Raw genomic sequence first — 22,142 nt, 5'->3', positions numbered from 1 at the left:
CCCTGATAAAGCCTTCCGCGCACTCAAGCGGGGCGCGACAGCCGTGACACGACAAACCCCTGCCACGCATCGTCACGTTATCCGTGACGATTGCCTGATCATCACCCTGAACGCCTACCGTGCATAGCCCGCAGCTAAGCGCCTCGCGAGCGGCAAGGTGAGCCTCATGCGTGAAAATATTTTTTCACTTCATTTTAGGCATGAAAGCGGCTTATCTCTGGCATCCCGGGACGCTCCGGTTTCTCTTCCGCCACGAGGTCTGCCATGCACATTGCTTCATCCATCACCTCCCTTTTCCGCCAGCGCGCATTTACCCCCCGGCTGTTGCGCAGCGTGGCACTCGCTGCCGCACTCGGCTGCGCGATGGGCGCTGCCCACGCCGCCGGCACCCTACGCGTCGCCATGACTACATCCGATATCCCCTTGCCCAACGGCCAGACCGATCAGGGCAGCGAGGGAATGCGCTTCATGGGTTACACCGTGTTCGAAGCGCTGATCGGCTTCGACCTCTCCAGCTCGACCAAGCCGGTGACGCTGATCCCGGCGCTGGCTACCGAATGGGCGGTGGACCCCAAGGACAAGCTGCGCTGGGTCTTCAAGCTGCGCCCCGGCGTCAAGTTCCACGATGGCTCAGCTTTCAATGCGCAGGCCGTGGTGTGGAACTACGAGAAGATCCTCAACGACAAGGCCGAGCAATACGACCCCAAGCAAGCGGCTCAGGGCCGTGGCCGCATCCCTACGGTGAAGAGCGTCAAGGCGATTGACGACCTGACGGTGGAATTCACCACCACCGAAGTCGATGCCCTGTTGCCCTACAAGATTCTCTGGATCGTGATGTCCAGCCCGGCGCAGTGGAATGCCGTCGGCAAGAGCTGGGATGTCTTCCTGCCCAAGGCGTCCGGTACCGGCCCGTGGAAGCTGCAGACCTACACCCCGCGCGAGCGCGCCGTGCTGGTGAAGAACACCGGCTACTGGGATGCCAAGCGCGTGCCCAAGCTCGACTCCATGGTGCTGCTGCCCGTGCCTGACGCCTCGGCCCGCGTTGCCGCGCTGCGCTCCGGTCAGGTCGACTGGATCGAAACGCCGCCGCCCGATGGCATCGAAAGCCTAAAGGGCGCAGGCTTCAACATTGTCAGCAACGTTTATCCGCATGTGTGGCCGTGGCACCTCTCACGCGTGGAAGGCTCTCCCTGGAATGACATCCGCATCCGCAAGGCGGCCAACCTGGCCATTGACCGCGAGGGCATGAAAGCACTGCTGGGCGGCATGATGTCGCCAGCCAAGGGCATGGTGCCAACCGCCAGCGCCTGGTTCGGCAAGCCGAGCTTCGACGTGAAGTACGACCCCGCTGCGGCCAGGGCGCTGATGGCGCAGGCCGGGTACTCGAAAGAGAAGCCGCTCAAGATCAAGTCCATCATCTCGCCCAACGGTGGCGGCCAGATGCAGCCCATGCTGATGAACGAGCTGATCCAGCAGAACCTTGCAGAAATTGGTATCCAGGTGGAGTTCGATGTGCGTGACTGGAACGCGCTGCTCGCCAACTGGCGTGCCGGAGCCAAGGACCCCGGCACTAAGGGCGCAACAACCACCAACAGCTCCTACTTCAGCCAGGACCCCTTCACCGCGCTGATACGCCATGTGGATAGCGGCCTGATGCCCCCCAAGGGCACCAACTGGGGCTACTACAGCGACCCGGAGATGGACAAGATCTTCGATGCCATCCGCACCGAGTTCAACCCGGAAGCGCAGACCGCTCTCGTCGCCAAGGCACACGAAAAATTCGTCAATGACGCGCTGTTCCTGTTCGTGGCGCACGATGTGGCTCCGCGTGCGATGACGAAGAAAGTGAAGGGCTTTGTACCGCCGCACAACTGGTATGTGGATTTCTCGCCAATCACCATGGAGTAGGGGGGGCTGCGACAACTCACCGCTGATATAAAAAGCGGTGGGTTGGCTCGCGAATCCATCCTGTCTCTATGTCATAAATAATCAAGCCTCCATGCTCAGCTACTTCCTCAAACGCCTTGCCTTCGCCCTGCCCATCGCGCTGGCCGTCAGTGCGCTGTGCTTCTCGCTGGTCTATCTCGCGCCCGGCGATCCGCTCTCGGCTGTGCTGCCGTCTGATGCTTCGCAAGAGATGATCGAGAAGGTCAAGGTTAGCTATGGGCTCGACAAACCCATCGCCGTGCAATATGCGATATGGCTGAGCCGTGCGCTGCAGGGAGATCTGGGTCAGTCGATCAGCACCGGCCGCGCGGTGGCCTCCGAGATCGGCGCTGCCATCGGTAACTCGCTGGTATTGGCGCTGCTGGCATCTTCCATCGGTTTCACCCTGGGCGCGGCGCTGGGCGTTATCGGCGGTTACACCCACGGTTCCAAGCTGGATCGCCTGCTCTCCGCCATTGCCATCTCCGGCGTGTCGATTCCGCACTACTGGCTGGGCATCGTGCTGGTCGCCATCTTCTCGGTGAAGCTCAACATGCTGCCCGCCATGGGCGCCGGCTCCAGCGATCTGTGGAACTGGGACCGCTTCAGCTACATGATCCTGCCCGCCATCACGCTGGCGGCCATCCCGACCGGCATCGTCATGCGCTCGGTGCGCGCGCTGGTGGCGGATACCCTCAATCGCGAATTCGTCAACGGCCTCGTCGCCAAGGGCATGGGGCGGCGCACCGTGTTCCGCCACCTGGTCAAGAACATCGCGCCGACGGCGCTGGCCGTGATCGGCGTGCAGCTGGGTTACCTCATGGCTGGCTCCATCCTCGTCGAGACGGTTTTCTCCTGGCCCGGCACCGGGCTGCTACTCAACAACGCCATCCAGCAGCGCGACATCCCGCTGCTGCAGGGAACCATCCTTGTGCTCGCCATGTTCTTCGTCCTGCTCAATCTGCTGGTCGACATGCTGCAGCCGCTGTTCGACCCGAGGATCAGCCGCTCATGACAACAACCATCCAGACCCAGGGCTACTGGTCGCGCGTGCTGCTCAAACTTGCGCGCGATCCGCTGTCCATGATCTGCCTCGCCATCCTCGTGCTGATCCTGCTCGGCGCCATCTTCGCGCCCTGGCTTGCGCCGGGTGATCCTTCCGTCGGCAGTGTGCTCAAACGCCTCAAGCCGGTCGGCACCGAAGGCCACCTGCTGGGTACCGACGAGCTCGGCCGCGACATGCTCACGCGCCTGCTCTACGGCGGCCGCACCACCCTGCTGATGGGCACGGTGCCGGTCGGCCTCGCGCTCCTCATCGGCGGTTCGCTGGGCATGCTAGCGGGCTTTTCGGGCGGGCGAATCAATGCGCTGATCATGCGGATCACCGATGTGCTGTTCGCCTTCCCCTCAGTGCTGCTGGCCGTGGCGATTGCCGGTGCGCTCGGCGCGGGCCTCGCCAACACCTTGCTGGCGCTGACCATCGTGCTGGTACCGCCGATTCTGCGCGTGGCCGAAAGCGCCACGACACAGGTACGTTCGCTGGACTTCATCGAGGCTGCGCGCGCCAGCGGGGCGGACGACTTCACCATCCTGCGCGTGCATGTGCTCAGCAACGTGATCGGCCCGGTGCTGGTGTATGCGACCAGCCTGCTGTCCGTGTCGATCATCATGGCCGCGGGTCTCTCCTTCATCGGCCTCGGCGCAAAGCCGCCCATACCGGAGTGGGGTCTGATGCTCAATACCCTGCGCAACGCGATCTACTCGCAGCCACTGCTGGCAGCGCTGCCGGGCATGCTGATCTTCGCCGTCTCTCTGTGCTTCAACCTGCTGGCCGACGGCCTGCGCAGCGCCATGGAGGTGAAATGAATCCCTCACCGAACACGACCAATGTTGTCGAGGTCAGTGGCCTGCGCAAGCAGTTCAAGACGCGCCAGAAACGCTGGGGCGAGAAGCCGCGCGTGGTGCATGCGGTGTCCGACATCTCATTCGAACTCGCTGCCGGGCAGACGCTGGGCATCGTCGGTGAATCCGGCTGCGGTAAGTCCACCCTCGCACGCCTCTTGATGGGCCTGATCCCGGCCGATGGCGGCACGGTGCGGATTGCTGGCGTCGAGCTGCAGCAGGACGCCGCGCAACTCAAGGCCCTGCGCCGCAAGATGCAGATGGTGTTTCAGGATTCCTATGCCTCGCTCAACCCGCGCATGAGCATTGAAGACGCCATCATGTTCGGCCCGCTGGTGCACGGCACCCCGCGCAGCGAAGCACGCGAGCGCGCCCACAAGCTGCTGTCGCGCGTTGGTCTCGACCCGGCGCGCTTCGCCTCGCGCTATCCGCACGAGGTCTCCGGCGGCCAGCGGCAGCGCGTCAACATCGCACGTGCGCTGGCCCTGTCGCCCGAGGTCGTGCTGTTCGACGAGTCCGTGTCGGCGCTCGACAAGTCGGTCGAGATCCAGGTGCTCAACCTGCTGCGCGACCTCAAGGAAGAATTCGGCCTCAGCTACCTCTTCATCTCGCACGACCTCAACGTCGTGCAGTACATCAGCGATGTGGTGCTGGTCATGTACCTTGGCAAGATCGTCGAGATCGGCCCAGCGCAATCGCTGTACGAAAACCCGGCACATCCCTACACGCGCGCTTTGCTCGCCTCCATGCCCAGCATGGACCCCGCGCAGCGCACGCTGAGCGCACCGATAACCGGCGATCCACCCAGCCCCATCGACCCGCCCTCGGGCTGCCGCTTCCGCACGCGTTGCCCGCATGCACAGGCGATCTGCGGCGAGGCCGAGCCGCAGCTGTCTTCGTTGGCGGGGCTGTCGTCAGGCGACATCCAGACCAACCCCCACCGCGCGGCCTGCCACATGCTGGTGCCGCAGTCCGGTCACAGCGAAAGTCCCGCAGCATGAGCGCACTACTCGACCCACAGCACACCGTCCTCGCCTCGGTGCGCGATCTGACCGTGCGCTTTCGCAGCGCGCAGGGCGAAGTGAGCGCCGTCAACGGTGTGAGCTTCGACATCGCTCCCGGCGAGGTGCTGGGCCTGATCGGCGAATCCGGCAGCGGCAAGAGCGTCACCTTGCGCGCGCTGATGAAGCTGCTGCCCGAAGACCGCACGACTATCGACGGCAGCATCATCGTCGGCGGGCGCAACATCATGGCGCTCTCGCGCAGCCTGCTCAGCGACTATCGCGGCGGCACCACGGCGATGATCTTTCAGGACCCCTCGCTCGCGCTGGACCCGGTCTATACCATCGGTCAGCAGATCGAAGAAGCGATCCGCCGCCACACGAATGCCACACGCAGCGAGGCCCGCGCACAGGCGCAGGAATACCTTGAACTGGTGAATATCCCCTCGGCCGCCGAGCGCCTCAAAAGCTACCCGCACGAGATGTCCGGCGGCATGCGCCAGCGCGCCATGATCGCGTTGGCCTTGTCGTGCAAGCCGAAGCTGATCCTTGCTGACGAGCCGACCACGGCACTCGACGCCACGGTGCAGATCCAGGTGCTGCTGCTCCTCCGTGAGCTGCAGCAGAAGATGGGCACCAGCGCCATTTTCGTGACCCACGATCTGGGCGTGGCCGCTGAAATCTGCGACCGCATCGCCGTGATGTACGCCGGCCGCATTGTCGAGATCGGCAGCGCCAGCGAAGTGCTGCGCGCACCACAACATCCCTACACGCAAGCCCTGATGGCTTCGACCATCCACGGCTCGATGCGCGGCCAGCGCATCACAGGTATCGCCGGCGCGCCGCCCGATCTGGCGCACTTGCCTGCGGGCTGCGCCTTTCGCGAGCGCTGCACACGTGCGGCTGCGGGCTGCGAGCAAACCGTGCCCGCGCTGCGCGCACAAGCCGCACAGGCGGTGGCCTGTTTCTACCCCGGTGCAGCGCAGCTGCAAGTTAGTGCAAAGGCATAAGCATGCTCAGCAAACGCATCGCCCTGCTTAACCCCAACACCAATGCCGACACCACGCAGATGATGCTGGATATCGCAAAGCAGGCGCTGACGGCTGGTGTGCAGATTGAGGGGCGCACGGCGCCCACCGGCGAATCCCTCATTGTCGACGAAGCCGCCCTTGCCGCCGCCGTACTCGTCGTACAGAACTATGGCGTTAAGGTGGCGGCAGAGGGTTTCGATGCCCTCATCATTGCGGGTTTTGGCGACCCCGGTCTGCTGGCCCTGCGCGAGCGCCTCGCCATTCCCGTCACCGGTATTGCCGAAGCCGGCATCTCCGAGGCTGCCGCCGGGGGACGTCGTTATGCTATCGTCACTACCACGCCAGCACTTCTGGATAGCCTGAGGCGTACTGCCGAGCAATACGGCCACGCCGACACGCTGGTGTCGGTGCGCATCACCGCAGGCGACATGATGCACACCATGCAAAGCACCACGCGCTTGGCCGCAGCTCTGCTAGAGAGCTGTCAACAAGCCACCCGTCTTGACGGCGCAGAGGCCATCGTCATCGGCGGCGGCCCACTCGCCAGCGCTGCGCAAATCATCGCACCGCAACTGGGCGTGCCGCTTATCGAGCCTGTCGCAGCCGCTGTGCGACTCGCTGTGCAACGCTGCCGTGCATCAAGTTCGTAGCTCTGGGCTAGATCACGGTCCATAGCATTTTGATTGCCATTGCGATGAGCAGCACAGCGAAGACTTGTTTGAGCAGTGCAACCGGCATGCGGTGAGCGAGCCGGGCTCCAAATGGAGCCGCCAGTGTGCTGGCTACGAGCATGCATGAAAGCGCTGGTAGATAAATGAAGCCAAGGCTCCTGGCTGGCAATCCAGAGGCTCCGTAGCCGTTCCAAATGTAGCCAGCGGAGCCGAATACGGCTATCGGCAGACCGATCGCTGCGGAGCTACCAATCGCTTGCTGGATAGTCAGGTTGCAGCGAAGCAGCCAGGGAACGGTAAGTGAGCCGCCTCCGATTGCCACAAGCGCCGAAAGCCCGCCAATGCCCAGGCCAACGCTGGCCTGCCCCAGCGCTTCAGGTAGTTTACGTCCAGGCTTTGGCTGGAACTTCAATAGCATTTGGAGTGCAATGAAAAGCACGAAGCAGCCAAAGAAAATGACTAATTCACGAGTAGGAATCAGGGTGGCTACGCGTGTGCCAAGCATGGCACCAAGGAAAATTCCGGGGGTGATATTCCGCACGACAATCCATCGAACAGCACCGTGAGCATGATGTGTTCTGGCGCTGGCTAGCGAACTGAAAATGATTCCTGCCATTGAGGTTCCGAGCGCCAGATGCATCACATGTTCAGGTGAGAAGCTCTGCGTAGCGAATATCATCATCAGCACGGGAACCATCACAATCCCGCCTCCGATACCCAGCAAACCACCTAAAAAACCAGCTATCAGACCAAGCACGACATAGCTGGCGTACCAGAAATCGATCATCTTAATTTCCTATGTAAAAACTATTTAGGCATTTAGCGTGAGTGTTTACATACCAGAGATGGGCTTCAGTTATGAAACGAAGACCGCCGGCAGTGATGCGGATTTTCGTGGGCGGATATTCCAAATTTTGAGGGATCGTGAACAGCTTCTTACAAGCTGAAGATGACGCTGGCGCTGCCGAGCACATGTCCGTTGGCGTCGGTGAAGCGTGCGTCGAAACTGCGTGGAGCGGCCGCAAAATGCATGCCGTTCCAGGTGCCGGTGGTCACGATGTCGCCAGCCTGTACGCCGCCCCAATCCAGCGCACCGGAGCTGGCCCACCAGGGCAGCAGGGTGAAAGGGTCGATATGCGGATGGCCACCCGTGCGCTCGGCGACAAGCTGCTCATCAATGAAGCTGTGCGCGCTCAGCGTGCGCCAGTCGAGCGTGCGCCAGTCGGTGAAGACATCGCCCAGCACGAAACTGCCGTGCAGCATGCTGTCACCAAGGCAGGCAATCGGGCCGGCTGTGGCATGGTCAGCCAGAGCGGTGTCCACGATCTCGATGGCGACATGTGCCGTATCGATGGCGGCCAGCACCTCGTCATAAGCATAGGGTGTGGCGCGGGGTGACAGCGCTTTTCCAAAGCGCACGGCAATCTCGGTCTCGATGCCGAAGCAGCGAAAGCGCGTTTGCGGTGTGCTGGCGCCGGTGCGGATAATTTCCGGCATGGCGGCGCGCACTGGCGAGGGTTGATCTGAACTGCCGCCGATCTTCCAGGCCTGCGGCCTGACGCTACCCTTCTGCGCCTGCCAGACAGCCGCTTGCACGGCATAGGCTTCGCTGCGGGTGAGTGCTTGCAGCGCCGCAAAGTCGTCCGCAGCAAGGGGCTGTTTGCGTTGGCGTGCGGCGATCAGGCGTTCGGCAAGGGTCTGGATTTGAGTCATGTTTTCAGGCGCTGCTGCGTACTCTGGGCTTGGCTGGCGCAGGCAGATCACAGGGCAGGAACTGACCGTGCCCCTGTGTCCCGAGAAAACTGCCGGCATCAGCGACCACTTTACCGCGCGACAGCGTGGTGCGCGGCCAGGCCTGCACGCGCTGGCCCTCGTAGGGCGTGTAGTCGACGGCGTGGTGCAGGTCGGCATTGCGGATGATTCGCTCCAGCCCGGTATCCCAGATCACGAGGTCGGCGTCGGCGCCAATGGCAATCGAGCCTTTGCGCGGATAGAGGCCGTACATCTTGGCGACATTGGTGGAGGTGAGCGCGACGAACTCGCAGATATCCAGACGCCCGCTCAGCACGCCGGCCGAGAACAGGAGCGCCAGCCGTGTCTCCAGACCCGGTATGCCATTCGGGATCTGATTGAAGGCGGCATCCTGACCGGTAATGAACTTGCCATGCTGATCATCGAAGCGGAAGGGCGCGTGGTCAGACGAAAACACGGCGAACACGCCCGATTGCAGGCCGTCCCAGATCACTTGCTGGTTGGCCGCGTCGCGTGGTGGCGGGCTGCAGATGCACTTGGCGCCCTGATGCGCGCCGTGCTGTGCGTGCTCGTCGATGCCCAGATCCGCAGCTGTGAGAAAAAGGTATTGCGGACAGGTTTCGGCATACACCTTGAGGCCTTGTGCCTGTGCCCACTGGATCTGCTCGACCGCTTCGCGACCCGAGACGTGCACGATCAGGATGGGCACGTCGACCAGCTCGGCCAAGGCTATTGCGCGGTGTGTGGCTTCACGTTCCACCAGCATGGGGCGCGAGGCTGCATGGTACTTCGGTGCGCGCTTGCCAGCGGCCAGCAGGCGCTGGGTGAGCCAGGCGATGCAGTCGCTGTTTTCGGCGTGCAGCATGACCATGGCGCCCTCATCTCGGGCGACCGAGAGTACATCGAGGATCTGGCGGTCATTCAACTTGAGATCGTCATAAGTCATGTAGATCTTGAACGAGGTATAGCCCTCGCGTATTAGTGCGGGCAGCTCTTCGGTCAGTACATGCGGCGTGGGGTCGGAGACGATCAGATGGAAGGCGTAGTCGATGCAGGCCTTGTCGCCGGCGCGCAGGTGATAGTCCTCCACCGCGGCGCGCAGGCTCTGGCCCTTCATCTGACAGGCGAAGGGGATCACCGTGGTGGTGCCGCCGCAGGCAGCCGAGCGCGTACCTGAGAGAAAGTCATCGGCTATCTTCGAGCCGTCGCTCATCGGCTGATCGAGGTGGCAGTGGCCGTCTACACCGCCGGGCAGCACGTAGCGGCCGGCCGCGTCGATCTCCTCCTTGCCGGCGGCAAGTTGCTGGCCCAGTGAGGCGATGCGGCCGTCCTTGATGCCGATGTCTGCATCGAAGATATCGGCGGCCGTAACGCAGCGCGCGTTGCGGATCACCAAATCGAAATCAGCCATTACTGAACCTCAGTGAACAGGCTGCCCCAGCCCTTGATCTGCGTGGTGTCATAGCCTTGCATGCGCAGCATTTTCCAGACCACGGTGCTGACTGTGTCGTAGATGGCAATGCCGTATGCAGCCTCCCAGGCTTCAGCCAGATGCGCGGCCTTGAGATTGGTGCAGAAGGTGGTAATGGCATCCGGTTTGGCTGCCGCCACTGTGGCCACCATCTCGCTCAGCTGGGCTTCGCTGACCTCTGAGAAATCGAAGTTCACGCAGATACCCAGGTGGCGTTCGGCAATGCACTGCATGCGTTCGCTGGCGAAGTTGCTGAGGATCTTGGCCTGCACATCATCGAGGTAGGGTGTGACCAGACCCAAAGTCGTGCGGGCGGTCTTCTCCATGATTTCCTTGAGCGCCAGGGTTGAGGTGGTGGCGGGAATGCCTGTGGCATCTTCGATGCGGCGGCACAGGATGCGATCTGCTTCGAGCCCCAGCCAGCCCGATGATGTGCCGCTCCAGCCGATGCACTGCACCTTGGCATCAGCCAGCAGGCGTGCGGCGGCGAGGATTTTTTCGTCGTCGAACTGGCCCAGTGCCAGCGGCTTGAGTGAGATCTCGGTCACCGGAAAACGTGCGAAGTGCGCGGATACTCCGGGCGCAGTTGCGCACAACGCGCTGGTCAGCGGCTCCAGCGAGGTGTTGGAAGAAGGTGTCAGAATGCCCAGCAGGGTGCGCGGCGTGCTCATGGACGGGTCTCTTTCCGAGCCACATATGCGGGCTCATGAATGTTCAATAAATTGTGAACAATTCTAGCAAGAGACGGGCCAGGAAAAGTGTGTGATTAGCTTTATTCCTGCCTTGGCAGCGCAGGCTGGGCGAAACGGCTCAGGCGAACATCTTTTCCCAGTCGATATCGACTTTCTCGTCGACCGAGAGTTTGAGTTCGTTTTCCACATGTTGCAGGTGGTGCAGCATGAGGGAGACGGCGGTGGCTTCGTCCTTGAGTTCGATGGCCTCGACGATGCGGATATGCTCATCCTCGGGACAGGCCGGGGTTTGCGGCGAGTCGTAGAGCGCAATGATGAGGCAGGTCAGCGGGCATAACTCGTCCATCAATTTGCTGATGTAAGGGTTGCCGCTGAGCTTGGCGAGCAGCATGTGAAATTCGCCGGAGAGCTTGATGACCGCGCGCCGGTCGTTGGCGAGACGGGCTTCTGCTTCCTTGGCGATATGGGCGCGCAGGCGGCGTAGTTCGGCTTTGCCGGCGCGGTCGATGACCTTGCGTACCACTTCCGGTTCGAGCAGGCGGCGGGTGGCGAAAAGCTCCCGCGCATCTTGTACCGAGGGGCTGGCGACGAAGGCTCCGCGATTGGGGTAAAGCGTGACCAAGCCTTCCTTGGCGAGCACGGTGAGGGCGTGGCGAACCTTGGTGCGGCTGACCTTGAAGGCTTCAGCCAGACGCTCTTCGGCAAGCTTCACGCCGGGGGGCAGGCGATGCTCCATCACGGCGTTGGTGATGCGCTCGGCGATCAGGGCGATGTCCGATTTTTCAGACTTGGCGATGGTGTTCATGGGCAGGCGGGCGCTGGCTTGAGATTGAAGATTTGCGCGGATTGTACGCGTCGCATACGTGGGGCGCATTAAGTTAAGGAATGATTGTTCACAATCATGCGCCGCGCTGGTGCGTTTACTGTGTTTTTGCACCACTCTGTGCCGGCCTGCTCAGTAGCACGGCGATGCCACTCAGGCCGCAGGCAGCCGCCAGTACAAGATAGGTGCTGCGCATGCCGACGCTGCTCAGGGTGAAAAGCAGCGGAGCCGTCACCAGACCGGCATAGCTGACGGTCATCGTGGCGCCTGTCCACGCAGCGGTGCGGCTGGGGCCAGCCCGGCGCGACAGTTCGGCCAGCAGCAAGCCATTCCAGCCCGAGGCGAGAAAACCGACGGCGAACATCAGCAGATACAAGAGCGCGCTGGCCTGCCCCGCCGGCATCAGCGCAAGGGTGGTGACGCTGAGCGCGATGCCGGGGCCAATCCAGCCCAAGGCAAGCGCTGTGCTGGTGGCGTGACGTGCCCAGGTGCCGAGCAGGATACGCGCGACTAGTCCGGCGCCTTGGGCGGTGGCAAGCAGGATTCCGGCGATGGCGGGTGCAAGCTCCAGAACGCGTACCAGATAAGAGAAGGCAAAACCATTGATGGCGATCTGAATGGCCGCATAACTGGCCGAGAGGGCAAGCAAGGCGGGCATGCCGGGGCTGCGGCATTGTGCGGCCAGAGTTGGCAGCAAGGCATGGCTGAAACTGCCTGCGCTGCCGGCGTCGGATAGGGGGATCTGATCAATCCTGAGTAGTGACATCAGGGCGGCGATGAGCAATAGGCAGAGAAGCGCCAGCAGTCCGAAAGCTGCTGTCCGGTTGTATCCCATAAGCATTGGCAGGCACAGCGAGGCGGCGATGGCGCCCCATTGATTGCCGGTCTGGCGCAGGGCAATCACTCCGTTGCGCTGCGCGGGCGTGGTGACGCGCACCAGGCTGGCTGAGCTGGCCGGGGTTTCAGGGCCGAAGGCCAGACCCAGCAGGATCGCGGCAGGCCATACCGTGATGCTCAGGGGCAAACTCAGCAGCAGGCTGGCCAGCAGAACGCAGCTCACACAGGCAATGGTTACGCGTACCCCACCCCAGCGCTGGCACAACCCGCCAGCTTGCGAGGCACCACAGGCACCGAGGCCAAAGATGAGTGCGTTGAGCCAGCCGAGTTGCGCTACCGGGAGACCGATCAAAGGGGCTGCAATGCCCAGACCGAAAATGCCGGCCGCTATCACGGCTTGTACTGCCGTCATGCTGGCGAGGGCAGGCCACAGCAGGGCACGCTCCTTGCGAGTGGAGTTTTCGGGACGAGCCTCAGGCATGCGACTGCACTCGACAATAGCTCTGATGAGGGGAATGGATATGGCTGGTGGAATATCGATGCACGGGGTGGATGTGGCGCGAGGCGTTCCGGCGCGTGGCATGCAGGTGGAATTGTGGATGCTGGCGCCGGAGAGTCGCTTGCTGGGGAGAGGTACCCTGAGTGAGATCGGCGTGTGGGAAGACCCTGTAACGCGCACCGAGGTCATCGTGGTGGGCACCTACGAGGCGCGCTTCTACGCAGGCGCCTACTTTGAGGCCAGCGGCAGCGCGCCGGGCATTCTCGACGTGCTGCCCTTCCGCTTTGTGATTCGTGATCCGTCGCAGCACTATCATCTGCCTTTGAAAATGACGCCCTGGGGCTACTCTTTGTTTCGCGGGGCCTGAACGTCGTTGCCACTCCCCTCTCCCGCGTGCGGGAGAGGGGTTGGGGGAGAGGGGTGCTGGGATGTCAGCGCATGCGCTTCGTAATCCCCGTGAGCTTCTCCATCACGATCATCAGGATCAGGGTGGCGAAGATCATCACGCCTGAAAGTGCGGCGATGGTGACGTCAAGCTTGCCTTCCAGGTCTTGCCACATGCGAATTGGCAGCATGTCGGTGCGGGCGTCGCGCAGGAAGAGCGAGACGGGCACGTTGTCGAAGCTGGACATGAAGGCGATGAAGGCGCCAGCGGCGATGCCCGGCGCAATCAGCGGTAGGGTAACGCGGCGGAACGAGTACCAGCGGTCGGCACCCAGACTGGCCGAGCTTTCGAGCAGGGTAGCCGGGAGCTGGGCCAGCGCCGCGACGGTGGTGCGCATCACATAGGGAATGCACACGACGGTGTGGCCGATCACCAGCGTGGTGACCGAGGCGCTCATGCCGAGCTGACTGAAGAAGATCAACGCTGCCAGCCCGAAGGCCAGCGCCGGCAGGATCAGGGGGGACATGAAAAATGAATCTAGCACGCGGGCCATCATCTTTTCTGAACGCGCGATGCCCAGTGAGGCAGAAACCCCCAGCACGACCGATAGCAGGGTCGTGAGGCCGGCAATCTTGATGCTGTTCCATGCGGCGAAGTGCAGTTGCCAGGCTTCGAACAGCGCCTCGTACCAGCGCAGCGAATAGCCCGGCGGCGGGAATTTCAGCGAGAAGCCGCTGGTGAAAGAGACGATCAGCACGACCAGCGTCGGCGCCATCAGCAGGATGATGGAAAGCGCAGCGAGACCCCACAGGGTGACCCGCAGGCTGAGGTCGGAGAGGCTGTTGCGATGTCCGAGAGTCATGTTGTCGCGTAGCCTTTCGAGAGTCGGCCGAGGTAATTGAAGAGGGTCACGCAGCCCATCACGGCAACCAGGAAGATCAGCGAAATGGTGGCGGCGTAGGGCCAGTTCTGCAGCGTGGAGGCTTGTTGGTAGATGTACATCGGCATGAACAGCATCTGCCCGCCGCCGATCAGCGATTGCGAGATGAAGGCCGTAATCGACGCCGCGAAGGTCAGCAGGCAGCCGGCGATGATGCCGGGCAGAGTCAGCGGCAGCGTGACCTTGATGAAGGTGCGCCAAGCGCTGGCGCCGAGGATGGATGAGGCGTCTTCGAGGTTGGGCTCAAGGCGCTGCAGGGTGGTGATCAGCGGCAGCACCATCAGTGGCAGCTGCACATTGGCCAGCGCAACGACGAGGCCGGGGCGGGTGTAGATGAGCTTGAGGGGCGTCTCGATCCATTCCCACTGCAGCAGCACCGAGTTGATGATGCCCTGGCGGCCGAGGATGACGATCCAGGCGAAAGTTCGCACCACCACGCTAGTGAGCAGCGGCAGTACGATGATCATCATCAGCACGGATTGCATGGTGGAGTTGCTGCGCACGAAGGCCCAGGCTAGCGCATAGCCCAGCACCAGGCACAGCAGGGTGACCTGCACGCCCAGCCACAGCGTGTCGGCAAGGATCGGCAGGGCGAAGCCTTCGGTAAAGAATTTGGTGTATTGAGTGATGCCGAATTCGGTGAGCGAGGTGTCGTTGTGCAGGCTGATGAACAGCAGCAGCAACAGCGGCGTGAGGAAGAAAGCGACGAAGAACGCCGCCAGTGGCATGGCGAAGCGCAGGCCGTAAACGGTGACCGGATTGAAGGTGCGCACGGGCGATGTCCTGAAAAGTGGTGTTGTAACGGCATGGGGGCCGTCATCCCGGCTTTTGCCAGGATGACGGTGACTTTCGGTTGTGCCTTACAGCTTGATTTCCTTGTTGAAGCGTTCGATCCAGGCCGAGCGTTGCTCGTTGATCTTCTTCCAGTCCTGGAACAGAAACTTCTTCTTCATTTCGGCGTGGTCCTTGGCCAGGACCTTGGCGATCTCGCCTTCCATCTTGACCTTGGTGTTCGTCGGCACGACGAGGTAGGGCGCCTGCATCAGCTTGCTTTGCACTTCGGGCGACATGGCCGCTTCGATCAGAGCGACAGCCAGCTCGCGGTTGGGCGAGTTCTTGACGATGTGGATGGTGGTCTTGAAGGCAATTGCGCCTTCCTTCGGTGCGACCCATTCCACTGGCACGCCTTGCGCCTTGAGAATCTGGATTGCATTAAAATTGCCCGGGCTGATATCGATCTGCCCTTGCTGAAACAGTGAGGCTAGCTGGCCGGGGTTGGCAGCAACCGCAGCAAGGTTGGGCTTGAGTTCTTGGATGGCCTTGAAGGCGGGCTCGATATTCGATTCCGAGCCGCCGAGCATTTTCGCCAGCTCAACCATGAAGCCGGTGCCCAGCGTGGAGTTCATGTTGGTGATGCCTACGCGGCCTTTGAATTCAGGCTTCCACAGGTCATGCCACGAGGTCGGCGCCTTTTTGACGGTTTCGGGGTTATAGGTGAGGCCGACAACCTGGAAGAAAATCGCCGGGCCATTCACTTCCTGTGCTTCGGGGATGAGGTCCTTGAAATACTTGCTCTTGGCGACCGGGTAGGGCTCGACCAAATCTTGCGCCACGGCGGTGAGCGCAGGGCCCGGATCGTGCAGCATGACGTCGATGGGCGGGTTGTTGCGGACGGCTGTGACCTTGGCGATCTGGTCGACCGACAACATTGGGTCGAGCGAGATGTCGGCGTTGTTGTTGGCCTTGCGGAAGGCGGGTACGAGCACCGCCTTGTGCGCTTCTTCCCAGCTGCCGGTGAAGGTGGCGAAGACGAGACGGCGTGCCTGAGCATGAGAGATGCCTGGGAACATCTGCACGGCGGCGAGGGTGAGCGCCGATTGCAGGACGCGGCGACGGTTGAGGTTCATGTAAAGCTCCTTTCGGGTCAGGCTGAGGCTGAGAAAACCTGGATGGATGTGGCGGCGAGCGGACTCACGCTGATGCGTGTGCCGGGGGCGCGGGGTTCGAGGCCGGGCAGGCGCGGCTCCGAGGTCTTGATGCGCAGGCCGTCGTCGGTGACGACCTCGTGCACGATGGTGGGGCCGAGCGGCATGCCCAGTTCGACCGTGGCAGCAATACCAATATCAATATCATCGATGCCTAAGCGCAGGCTTTCCGGGCGGACGCAGGCAATCACCGCGCTGCCTTCACTCAAGGCTTCGCGTGGCGCAGCACAGCGCAGGCGCTGGCCGTTGGCGAGCAGCACTTCGCATTCGGTCGCTGACAAGGGGGTCAGCGTGCCGTGCAGCTGGTTGGCACTGCCAACGAATTGATTGACGAAGAGACTCTGCGGGCGGTCGTAGATTTCAGAAGGCGTGCTGAACTGTTCCAGCTTGCCGCGATTGAGGACTGCCACGCGGTCGGACATCGACAGGGCTTCTTCCTGATCGTGGGTGACCATGATGCAGGTGGTGCCGGACTGGCGCTGGATGCGCTTGATCTCGATCTGCATATCGAGACGCAGGCTCTTGTCGAGCGCGGCAAAGGGTTCGTCCAGCAGCAGGATGCGCGGCTCAACCGCCAGCGCACGTGCCAGCGCCACGCGTTGTTGCTGGCCGCCGGAGAGTGCGCGCGGCAGGCGGTCGGCAAGATGAGCCATCTGCACCAGCTCCAGCATTTCACCGCAGCGCTTTTTCTGGGAGGCACGGTCTTCACCGCGCGCAGCCAGACCGTAGGCGATGTTGTCGGCTACGTTCATGTGCGGGAACAGCGCGTAGTTCTGGAACACGATTCCGACGGCGCGCTTGTTCGGTGGTAAATCATCAATCGGCCGGCCGCCCACAATGACGCGGCCCGAGGTTTGCTGGATGAAGCCCCCGATGATGCGTAGCAGGGTGGTCTTGCCGCAGCCTGATGGGCCGAGCAGGGAGACTAGCTCGCCGGCGGCAATTTCCAGCGTGACATGATCAACGGCGATCGAGCTGCCGTATTGGTGAAGGATGTCGTCCAGCGTGATGCTGAAGCCGTGGCCAGGAGTGCTCATGCTCAGGTACGAAAAATGACTGATATCAGCCTGTTAGCAAGTGTAGTGCCAGCTTCTTCAATTGACTTGATGAACAATTTTTGTTTGATTTTTGTTTATTTAAAACATTGGCTTATGTCTTATGTGTTGTTTGTGTAGAATCTGTTTTTGGCAATGTTGTACACAATTTATTCAACTAAACATTGCACTAAATTTGGGCTTCAATGCGGTTTTCTGGACGTCTTTGGTGCTTGCTTGTATGAGATCGGGAGTGAACAGATGCAGATCGAATGGATGAAGGCGCGCGATATTGCAGGCCTAGTTCGGGGTGGCGAAATGAGCGCGCAAGCGATCGCTGCAGCGGTGTGTGATCAGGTCGAGCGCGAGAATCCTGCGCTCAATGCGCTGATCTACTTTGACCGCGAGGCCGTTCTGGCCGAAGCGGCGGCGGTGGACGCACGTCTGGCGGCGGGCGAAGACCTGCCGCTGGCGGGCGTGCCCTTCACGACGAAGGACAACCTGTGGGTGGGCGACCTGCCAGCCACGTTTGGCTCACGCTTGTTCAAGGATTTCGTGGCGCCGCGTGACTCCTGGTGCGTGTCGCGCCTGCGTGCACTGGGCGGCGTGATGTTGGGCATCACCAACTGTGCCGAGTTCGCCTGCATGGGCATCACCAATAATTTACTACATGGCGTGACGCGCAATCCGCTGGATCTGAGCCGCACGCCCGGCGGCTCATCAGGCGGTGCAGTCGCGGCGGTGGCGGCCGGCATGGGGCCGCTGGCACTGGCGACCGACGCGGGCGGCTCGACTCGGCGCCCTGCGGCCCACACCGGACTGGTCGGTTTCAAACCCACCCTCGGCGCCGTGCCCAACCCCTGGGGTTTTGATGACCCCAGTCACATGCTGTCGGTGATCGGTCAGGTCGGGCGCGATGTGGAAGACGTGGCACTGATGTTCGACGCGCTTGCGGATTACGATGCCCGTGATCCGCTCTCGCAGCCGGACTTCGCGCAACTGCGCGCAATGCCCACGCTGAAGGCACCGCTGCCACCCCTGCGCATCGCTTCCTCGCTGGACTTGGGCTGTGATTTCGCGATTGATGACGATGTTGCGGCAGCCATGCTTGCGGCGGTCGAGCGCTTGCGTGCAGCCGGCTGGCAGATCGACGAGGCGAGCCCGAACTGGCCGGCTTCGGCGCGCGAGTACCCGCTGCTGGTCTTGCAGCAGGCGGAGCTGGCAGCAATGTTTAGCGAGGCGCTGGCAAGTGCGCCGAACGATATTTATCCCAACATTGCCGACCAGATCCGCCTCGGCCAGCAGGTCACCGGCTCGCAGCTGGCCGCTGTGCTGATGTTGCGCGACAAGTTGGCTCAGGCGCTGGCCGCATTTTTCGGAGATTACGATCTCTTGCTCTGCCCCGCCTCGCCGGTTGAGGCCTGGCCAATAGATCAGTTTGGCCCGCCTGTCATTGGTGGCAGACCCGCCGGGCCGCGAGGACATGCGGCGTATACCCCGCTGTTCAATTATTGCAATGTGCCCGCGGTGTCGATCCCGTGTGGTAAAGGTCGGCAGGGCTTGCCAGTTGGCCTGCAAATAGTAGGGCCACGGTATGCCGATGCGCTCGTTTTGGCCGCTGCTTGGCAAATAGAAAGTGCCTGGCAGTTGGATTGATACTGGTGTGTGAAAGCAAATGAGGATTTAACGCTAGAGCTTGGGTGCCAAGTGAGTGCCTCTCGGCGGTAGATGTTTTTTCAACGGGCGTGCAGCCACTACAGCGGATCAAGGTGATGGCGGCTTCACGTTTGTTACAAAGCCAGTCAGGTTTCAAAGCAAAGCGGCCGCTAAGCGCCACATTGCCGACCGACTAGGACCGTAAAGCGAATGGCCGGAATGGCCGACGATGAGTCGGCGAAAGCAGTGAGGCCTGTAGTCGCCTCTGCCGGTTCGAATCTCAGCGCCCGGAGCTCGGCCTGAGCGGACCTTGGGCCGGATTCGAGCGGCAATGCGCCGGTTACCTGCTGGTGGCGATCAATGGCCGCTTGTCGCGCTTCGGGCGATAGCCGGACCCGACCCACTCCGGACTCCGCCACTCCCGAAAGTTGCCGTAGGGTAACGTACAGCATTTGCGTGTTTCGCTTCCTGGATGCGGCCGTTCGCAGACTCAGGGTAATATCTATACTGCAAGCGGCAACTGCAGCCGATAAATGGCCTAGAACCAAAACACCATGAAAACATCTCCGTTTCTGCATGCAAAGCAATCGAATCGCGATTTCTTCATCACCACAATGCCCGCCCATTGGGTTGTTGCACTGTCATACGCGTCGGTGCGCGGTCAAGATACCGAAGAGGGTTCGATTCAGCGTGTTCTCAATACAAGCCGAATTGCAAGTATCAAGGATTTCACGCTGCGCGGGGGGGACTACCCCAACGCCATCGTCTTGAATTGGGTCAGCAAAGACAACCCTCTTTCCATTGTTGGTGGAAACCTTCAGTTTGAAGACGCTCCGCGATCCGCGCAGATCATCGACGGACAACATCGCATCGCGGGAATACGCGCGGCAATTGTCGAAAATGAAAACATTGGTTCGATGGACCTGCCGGTGGTGATCTATCAGAACCTGACGTCCAGAGAGTGCGCGGATATCTTTCTCTCAATTAACGAAGAGCAAAAGCCGGTACCGCGTAGCTTGGTGTTTGACCTTTTCGGAATCGCTAGTGAAGGCAGCGTTGATCCCGCAGCGCTTCGTGCGCGGGACATTGCCATGAATCTGCATACGTTCGAGAGTTCTCCATATTTTGGGTTATTGAAACTGCCGGGTACACCAATCCGCAAAGGGGGTATCGCGTTTTCAACGGCGGTTACTGCGATCAAGCCCATCGTGGAAGCGAAAGGCGCACTAGAACAGATTGGAATTGAAGAACTTGAAGTCGAGCGACAAATCATCCTGAATCTATTTTTGGCCATCGCATCGAAATACAAGGATCAATGGGGAAGCAAGGAAAACGTATTTCTGTACGCCGCCGGATTCATGGCCGCCGCACAGTTTTTTCAACAGAAACTTGTTTCTTATTGCAGCACGAAGCAGTCGTTCAAGGCTGACACAATTCGGGATGCACTGAACCTTGAAGGCGACCGACTGATCTGGCAGTCTGAGATTAAGGGACTCGGCGGTAGCGCTGCAGTTTCGAAAGTTTACGACCGGCTCGTCGAAGCGTTTGAGCCAGATGCAGGTAAGCAGAAGACCTTCGAAATCTAAGGCCCGCGATGCATAGGGCTCAGCAGTACTTTGACACTTTCATCAATCCTGCTGGAAATGCACCGACGGGCATAGCGCTTAATCCAACGACAGCCAGCAGGCTGGAACTTGAACTGGCTGAGGATGCCAAGAGTTACTTGTATTCGGCAGTTGTTTCGGTTGGCGATGCCATACAGGGAATCCAGCGTGAGATGTTTTCGTGGTCCACGGTGAAGCTCTATTACGCCGTTTTTTACGCACTCCGTGCCGTTCTCGCCGCGCATAAGTATGCAATCATTTACCATGTGGTCGGCCAGAAGGGTACGCCCTACCGGCTGCTAGCAGCCTCCGGACAGGCCCCTACAAAACTGAGCGGAAATACGCACAAGGTCATATTGCAGCAATACACCGTACACTTTCCCGGCGCGCCTATGGTCACACAGTTAATAGGTATCCAAAAGCCGTTTGACTGGATGATGGATCGAAGGGAAGAAATAAATTACAAGAACGCAAAATTCCATGAGCCAGCTGCACCTCTGTTCTTCAAAAAAATTGCGTCAGAGAACATAAGACGCCTACTGCTTGCTTATATAAATGACAATGGCACAACCTTTGCCTTCGATCCCGATCACGCAATAATCGCGCTTCCAATTGCAGCGATACAGGCAGCAAAGACTGCGTTTGCGGCAATGGTTCCGCCCGCCGTACTTTTAGAGGATGACGCGAAGTTTCTGGCAGGCTTGTTTCGAGACCGGCACGGCGAGATGCCAGGGGCTCGCATGTTGTTGCCCTAACTCTTAGCGATACATTCCCGTCTGATATTGGCCAACGGTCCAAAGTCGGCTTTGGCCGATGACTTGTCGGTGAGCAGTTGCTCGGAATGACCGCTCCGTTCCGCTCAGAAACCTGCCGCAGAGCCGTCGGATGTCGAATGTCTCTTGTGGGTCGATATCGACTGCTCGGCATCTGCGCACCACGCTGGGTGCCGAGCAGGGATCAGGTCGGTCAGCCAGGTTTTTTCGTATCAAAAGATCTTGCACGAGGCACCTGGCTAGTGCCGAATGCCTTGGTACGCTGGCCTTCTCTACTCGATACCGCCTGATCTGTTTTACATAGGTACTGCAGGTTTTTCCGTAGAGACTCCCGCTTCTCTGTGTCGTGGCGATTAATTTGCCCCGTGCCTATTCCATGCCCGTATTCCTCATGGATTTCCTTCTGGGCATTACTGTTCCAGTATCTGCCAATACCTTGCGTTATCACGTTCACCCAGTATTCGCCGATTTTTCGGGTGAGGTACACGTCAGCTCGACTTTCCCCGGTGTAGAAAATGCAAATGTGGAGATGGAGCCCCGCCGAACCTCCACCTTCTTCTATTGTCCAGACGTAGCCGTTGATACCTCGAAGCAGATTGTTGCAGCGCCTGTTGGCAAAGAGTTGGTTGCGATGCTTGCTCAGGTGATGCCGTACCCGGCAAGGTGCTCATTGACCAAAATGCCCCAGTCGCTCGTGATGTTGTCGGCTTCGTACTTCGGATGCATGGTGCGCTCCTTCAGTTAAAAGCTGGACGCTACCACAGGGGAATATCTTTTTAAGTAATTGTTTTATAAAGAAAATGGCGTTGTCGCTCTTTGTTCTTAGTTGTACATGCCCTTGTTGCGAGCAAGCAACAATCTCTTCATGGCCAGAGAGGGAAAGGCTTGGTTCTAGGGAGACGCTCTGAAATGCGGTCGCAATGACACCCAGCACAAACGTCAATGCTTAGCAGAATGCTGTAGGGGGGTGGCGCGGGGGGTAGTTAGAAACGAAAAACCCGCAAAGCCATTGGCTGTGCGGGTCTTCGATGAATTGCTGGCGGAGAGGGTGGGATTCGAACCCACGGTAGGCTTACACCTACGCCTGATTTCGAGTCAGGTACATTCGACCACTCTGCCACCTCTCCGCGAGCGGCGCATTATATAGAGCCAATCGCGTT

General features: G+C 60.5%; 21 protein-coding genes and 1 tRNA gene. 10 read left to right on the top strand and 12 right to left on the bottom strand.

The features are described 5' to 3' along the window. The first annotated feature begins 264 nt into the window (after nt 1-264). From ABXR19_RS05370 to ABXR19_RS05345, 6 genes are all read left to right on the top strand, one after another. Complete coding sequence (locus tag ABXR19_RS05370; protein WP_354600072.1) at nt 265-1,908, top strand: ABC transporter substrate-binding protein; 1,644 nt, start codon at nt 265-267, stop codon at nt 1,906-1,908. Nucleotides 1,909-1,999: 91 nt separating this feature from the next. Beyond that, a complete protein-coding gene (locus ABXR19_RS05365; RefSeq protein ID WP_354600071.1) occupies nt 2,000-2,941 on the top strand; it encodes an ABC transporter permease in 942 nt (313 codons plus the stop codon). Beyond that, complete coding sequence (locus ABXR19_RS05360; RefSeq protein ID WP_354600070.1) at nt 2,938-3,792, top strand: ABC transporter permease; 855 nt, start codon at nt 2,938-2,940, stop codon at nt 3,790-3,792. The genes ABXR19_RS05365 and ABXR19_RS05360 overlap by 4 nt, the downstream gene beginning before the upstream one ends. Beyond that, the gene (locus ABXR19_RS05355; protein WP_354600069.1) at nt 3,789-4,829 is read left to right on the top strand and encodes an ABC transporter ATP-binding protein; all 1,041 of its coding nucleotides are present in this window, start codon (nt 3,789-3,791) and stop codon (nt 4,827-4,829) included. Before ABXR19_RS05360 ends, ABXR19_RS05355 begins: the two co-directional genes overlap by 4 nt. After that, complete coding sequence (locus ABXR19_RS05350) at nt 4,826-5,839, top strand: ABC transporter ATP-binding protein (RefSeq protein WP_354600068.1); 1,014 nt, start codon at nt 4,826-4,828, stop codon at nt 5,837-5,839. The genes ABXR19_RS05355 and ABXR19_RS05350 overlap by 4 nt, the downstream gene beginning before the upstream one ends. 2 nt (nt 5,840-5,841) lie before the next feature. Further along, nucleotides 5,842-6,510 (top strand): aspartate/glutamate racemase family protein, encoded by a 669-nt coding sequence (locus ABXR19_RS05345; RefSeq protein ID WP_354600067.1) that lies wholly within the window; start codon nt 5,842-5,844, stop codon nt 6,508-6,510. 7 nt (nt 6,511-6,517) lie between these two features. Here the strand turns inward: ABXR19_RS05345 and ABXR19_RS05340 are convergent, their stop codons facing one another. From ABXR19_RS05340 to ABXR19_RS05315, 6 genes are all read right to left on the bottom strand, one after another. Beyond that, entirely contained in the window at nt 6,518-7,318 is an 801-nt protein-coding gene (locus ABXR19_RS05340; protein ID WP_354600066.1) for a sulfite exporter TauE/SafE family protein, read from the bottom strand. A gap of 149 nt (nt 7,319-7,467) precedes the next feature. Further along, nucleotides 7,468-8,244, bottom strand: coding sequence for a fumarylacetoacetate hydrolase family protein (locus tag ABXR19_RS05335; protein WP_354600065.1), 777 nt, complete (start codon nt 8,242-8,244; stop codon nt 7,468-7,470). Nucleotides 8,245-8,248: 4 nt separating this feature from the next. Beyond that, nucleotides 8,249-9,694 (bottom strand): dihydropyrimidinase, encoded by a 1,446-nt coding sequence (gene hydA / locus ABXR19_RS05330; RefSeq protein ID WP_354600064.1) that lies wholly within the window; start codon nt 9,692-9,694, stop codon nt 8,249-8,251. Then, a complete protein-coding gene (locus ABXR19_RS05325) occupies nt 9,694-10,425 on the bottom strand; it encodes a maleate cis-trans isomerase family protein (protein ID WP_354600063.1) in 732 nt (243 codons plus the stop codon). The genes hydA and ABXR19_RS05325 overlap by 1 nt, the downstream gene beginning before the upstream one ends. Before the next feature lie 139 nt (nt 10,426-10,564). Next, complete coding sequence (locus ABXR19_RS05320; RefSeq protein WP_354600062.1) at nt 10,565-11,251, bottom strand: GntR family transcriptional regulator; 687 nt, start codon at nt 11,249-11,251, stop codon at nt 10,565-10,567. Nucleotides 11,252-11,366: 115 nt separating this feature from the next. Continuing rightward, nucleotides 11,367-12,587, bottom strand: a complete 1,221-nt coding sequence (locus ABXR19_RS05315) for an MFS transporter (RefSeq protein ID WP_354600061.1) — start codon at nt 12,585-12,587, stop codon at nt 11,367-11,369. A 34-nt stretch (nt 12,588-12,621) separates the two neighbouring features. On the opposite strand from ABXR19_RS05315, the gene ABXR19_RS05310 reads away from it, so the two are divergent. Next, complete coding sequence (locus ABXR19_RS05310) at nt 12,622-12,972, top strand: hydroxyisourate hydrolase (protein WP_354600060.1); 351 nt, start codon at nt 12,622-12,624, stop codon at nt 12,970-12,972. Nucleotides 12,973-13,036: 64 nt separating this feature from the next. Here ABXR19_RS05310 and ABXR19_RS05305 read toward each other — a convergent pair whose 3' ends face one another. The 4 genes from ABXR19_RS05305 to ABXR19_RS05290 form a co-directional block, all read right to left on the bottom strand. Next, nucleotides 13,037-13,852: an ABC transporter permease gene (locus ABXR19_RS05305; RefSeq protein ID WP_354600059.1), complete on the bottom strand. Its 816-nt coding sequence runs from the start codon at nt 13,850-13,852 to the stop codon at nt 13,037-13,039. Continuing rightward, on the bottom strand, nt 13,849-14,703 hold the full coding sequence (locus ABXR19_RS05300; protein WP_354600058.1) for an ABC transporter permease: 855 nt from the start codon (nt 14,701-14,703) through the stop codon (nt 13,849-13,851). The genes ABXR19_RS05305 and ABXR19_RS05300 overlap by 4 nt, the downstream gene beginning before the upstream one ends. An 87-nt stretch (nt 14,704-14,790) precedes the next feature. Beyond that, nucleotides 14,791-15,837 carry an ABC transporter substrate-binding protein gene (locus tag ABXR19_RS05295; protein ID WP_354600057.1) on the bottom strand — a complete coding sequence of 349 codons (1,047 nt, stop codon included), beginning with the start codon at nt 15,835-15,837 and terminating at the stop codon, nt 14,791-14,793. Nucleotides 15,838-15,854: 17 nt separating this feature from the next. Further along, entirely contained in the window at nt 15,855-16,952 is a 1,098-nt protein-coding gene (locus tag ABXR19_RS05290; RefSeq protein WP_354600056.1) for an ABC transporter ATP-binding protein, read from the bottom strand. 258 nt (nt 16,953-17,210) lie between these two features. Here ABXR19_RS05290 and ABXR19_RS05285 point away from each other — a divergent pair, with 258 nt between their 5' ends. From ABXR19_RS05285 to ABXR19_RS05275, 3 genes are all read left to right on the top strand, one after another. Continuing rightward, a complete protein-coding gene (locus ABXR19_RS05285) occupies nt 17,211-18,605 on the top strand; it encodes an amidase (protein WP_354600055.1) in 1,395 nt (464 codons plus the stop codon). 554 nt (nt 18,606-19,159) lie between these two features. Next, the gene (locus tag ABXR19_RS05280) at nt 19,160-20,191 is read left to right on the top strand and encodes a DGQHR domain-containing protein (protein ID WP_354600054.1); all 1,032 of its coding nucleotides are present in this window, start codon (nt 19,160-19,162) and stop codon (nt 20,189-20,191) included. Between the two features lie 8 nt (nt 20,192-20,199). After that, on the top strand, nt 20,200-20,964 hold the full coding sequence (locus ABXR19_RS05275; protein WP_354600053.1) for a hypothetical protein: 765 nt from the start codon (nt 20,200-20,202) through the stop codon (nt 20,962-20,964). Nucleotides 20,965-21,175: 211 nt separating this feature from the next. Here the strand turns inward: ABXR19_RS05275 and ABXR19_RS19695 are convergent, their stop codons facing one another. Then, complete coding sequence (locus ABXR19_RS19695; protein ID WP_494338510.1) at nt 21,176-21,505, bottom strand: hypothetical protein; 330 nt, start codon at nt 21,503-21,505, stop codon at nt 21,176-21,178. A 514-nt stretch (nt 21,506-22,019) separates the two neighbouring features. Beyond that, nucleotides 22,020-22,109 (bottom strand) — tRNA-Ser (locus tag ABXR19_RS05265). Between the last annotated feature and the right edge of the window lie 33 nt (nt 22,110-22,142).

The organism is Uliginosibacterium flavum (genome assembly GCF_040566545.1).
In the GTDB taxonomy this organism is placed as follows: Bacteria; Pseudomonadota; Gammaproteobacteria; order Burkholderiales; family Rhodocyclaceae; genus Uliginosibacterium; species Uliginosibacterium flavum.
Note: the sequence above shows the minus strand (reverse complement) of the source record. Positions and strands in the feature narration are given on the sequence as shown.

Bases quoted from the DNA above. Each gene is read 5' to 3' on its own strand.
- ABXR19_RS05370 (WP_354600072.1), top strand. From the start codon at position 265: ATGCACATTGCTTCATCCATCACCTCCCTTTTCCGCCAGCGCGCATTT.
- ABXR19_RS05365 (WP_354600071.1), top strand. From the start codon at position 2,000: ATGCTCAGCTACTTCCTCAAACGCCTTGCCTTCGCCCTGCCCATCGCG.
- ABXR19_RS05360 (WP_354600070.1), top strand. From the start codon at position 2,938: ATGACAACAACCATCCAGACCCAGGGCTACTGGTCGCGCGTGCTGCTC.
- ABXR19_RS05355 (WP_354600069.1), top strand. From the start codon at position 3,789: ATGAATCCCTCACCGAACACGACCAATGTTGTCGAGGTCAGTGGCCTG.
- ABXR19_RS05350 (WP_354600068.1), top strand. From the start codon at position 4,826: ATGAGCGCACTACTCGACCCACAGCACACCGTCCTCGCCTCGGTGCGC.
- ABXR19_RS05345 (WP_354600067.1), top strand. From the start codon at position 5,842: ATGCTCAGCAAACGCATCGCCCTGCTTAACCCCAACACCAATGCCGAC.
- ABXR19_RS05340 (WP_354600066.1), bottom strand. From the start codon at position 7,318: ATGATCGATTTCTGGTACGCCAGCTATGTCGTGCTTGGTCTGATAGCT.
- ABXR19_RS05335 (WP_354600065.1), bottom strand. From the start codon at position 8,244: ATGACTCAAATCCAGACCCTTGCCGAACGCCTGATCGCCGCACGCCAA.
- hydA (WP_354600064.1), bottom strand. From the start codon at position 9,694: ATGGCTGATTTCGATTTGGTGATCCGCAACGCGCGCTGCGTTACGGCC.
- ABXR19_RS05325 (WP_354600063.1), bottom strand. From the start codon at position 10,425: ATGAGCACGCCGCGCACCCTGCTGGGCATTCTGACACCTTCTTCCAAC.
- ABXR19_RS05320 (WP_354600062.1), bottom strand. From the start codon at position 11,251: ATGAACACCATCGCCAAGTCTGAAAAATCGGACATCGCCCTGATCGCC.
- ABXR19_RS05315 (WP_354600061.1), bottom strand. From the start codon at position 12,587: ATGCCTGAGGCTCGTCCCGAAAACTCCACTCGCAAGGAGCGTGCCCTG.
- ABXR19_RS05310 (WP_354600060.1), top strand. From the start codon at position 12,622: ATGGATATGGCTGGTGGAATATCGATGCACGGGGTGGATGTGGCGCGA.
- ABXR19_RS05305 (WP_354600059.1), bottom strand. From the start codon at position 13,852: ATGACTCTCGGACATCGCAACAGCCTCTCCGACCTCAGCCTGCGGGTC.
- ABXR19_RS05295 (WP_354600057.1), bottom strand. From the start codon at position 15,837: ATGAACCTCAACCGTCGCCGCGTCCTGCAATCGGCGCTCACCCTCGCC.
- ABXR19_RS05290 (WP_354600056.1), bottom strand. From the start codon at position 16,952: ATGAGCACTCCTGGCCACGGCTTCAGCATCACGCTGGACGACATCCTT.
- ABXR19_RS05285 (WP_354600055.1), top strand. From the start codon at position 17,211: ATGCAGATCGAATGGATGAAGGCGCGCGATATTGCAGGCCTAGTTCGG.
- ABXR19_RS05280 (WP_354600054.1), top strand. From the start codon at position 19,160: ATGAAAACATCTCCGTTTCTGCATGCAAAGCAATCGAATCGCGATTTC.
- ABXR19_RS05275 (WP_354600053.1), top strand. From the start codon at position 20,200: ATGCATAGGGCTCAGCAGTACTTTGACACTTTCATCAATCCTGCTGGA.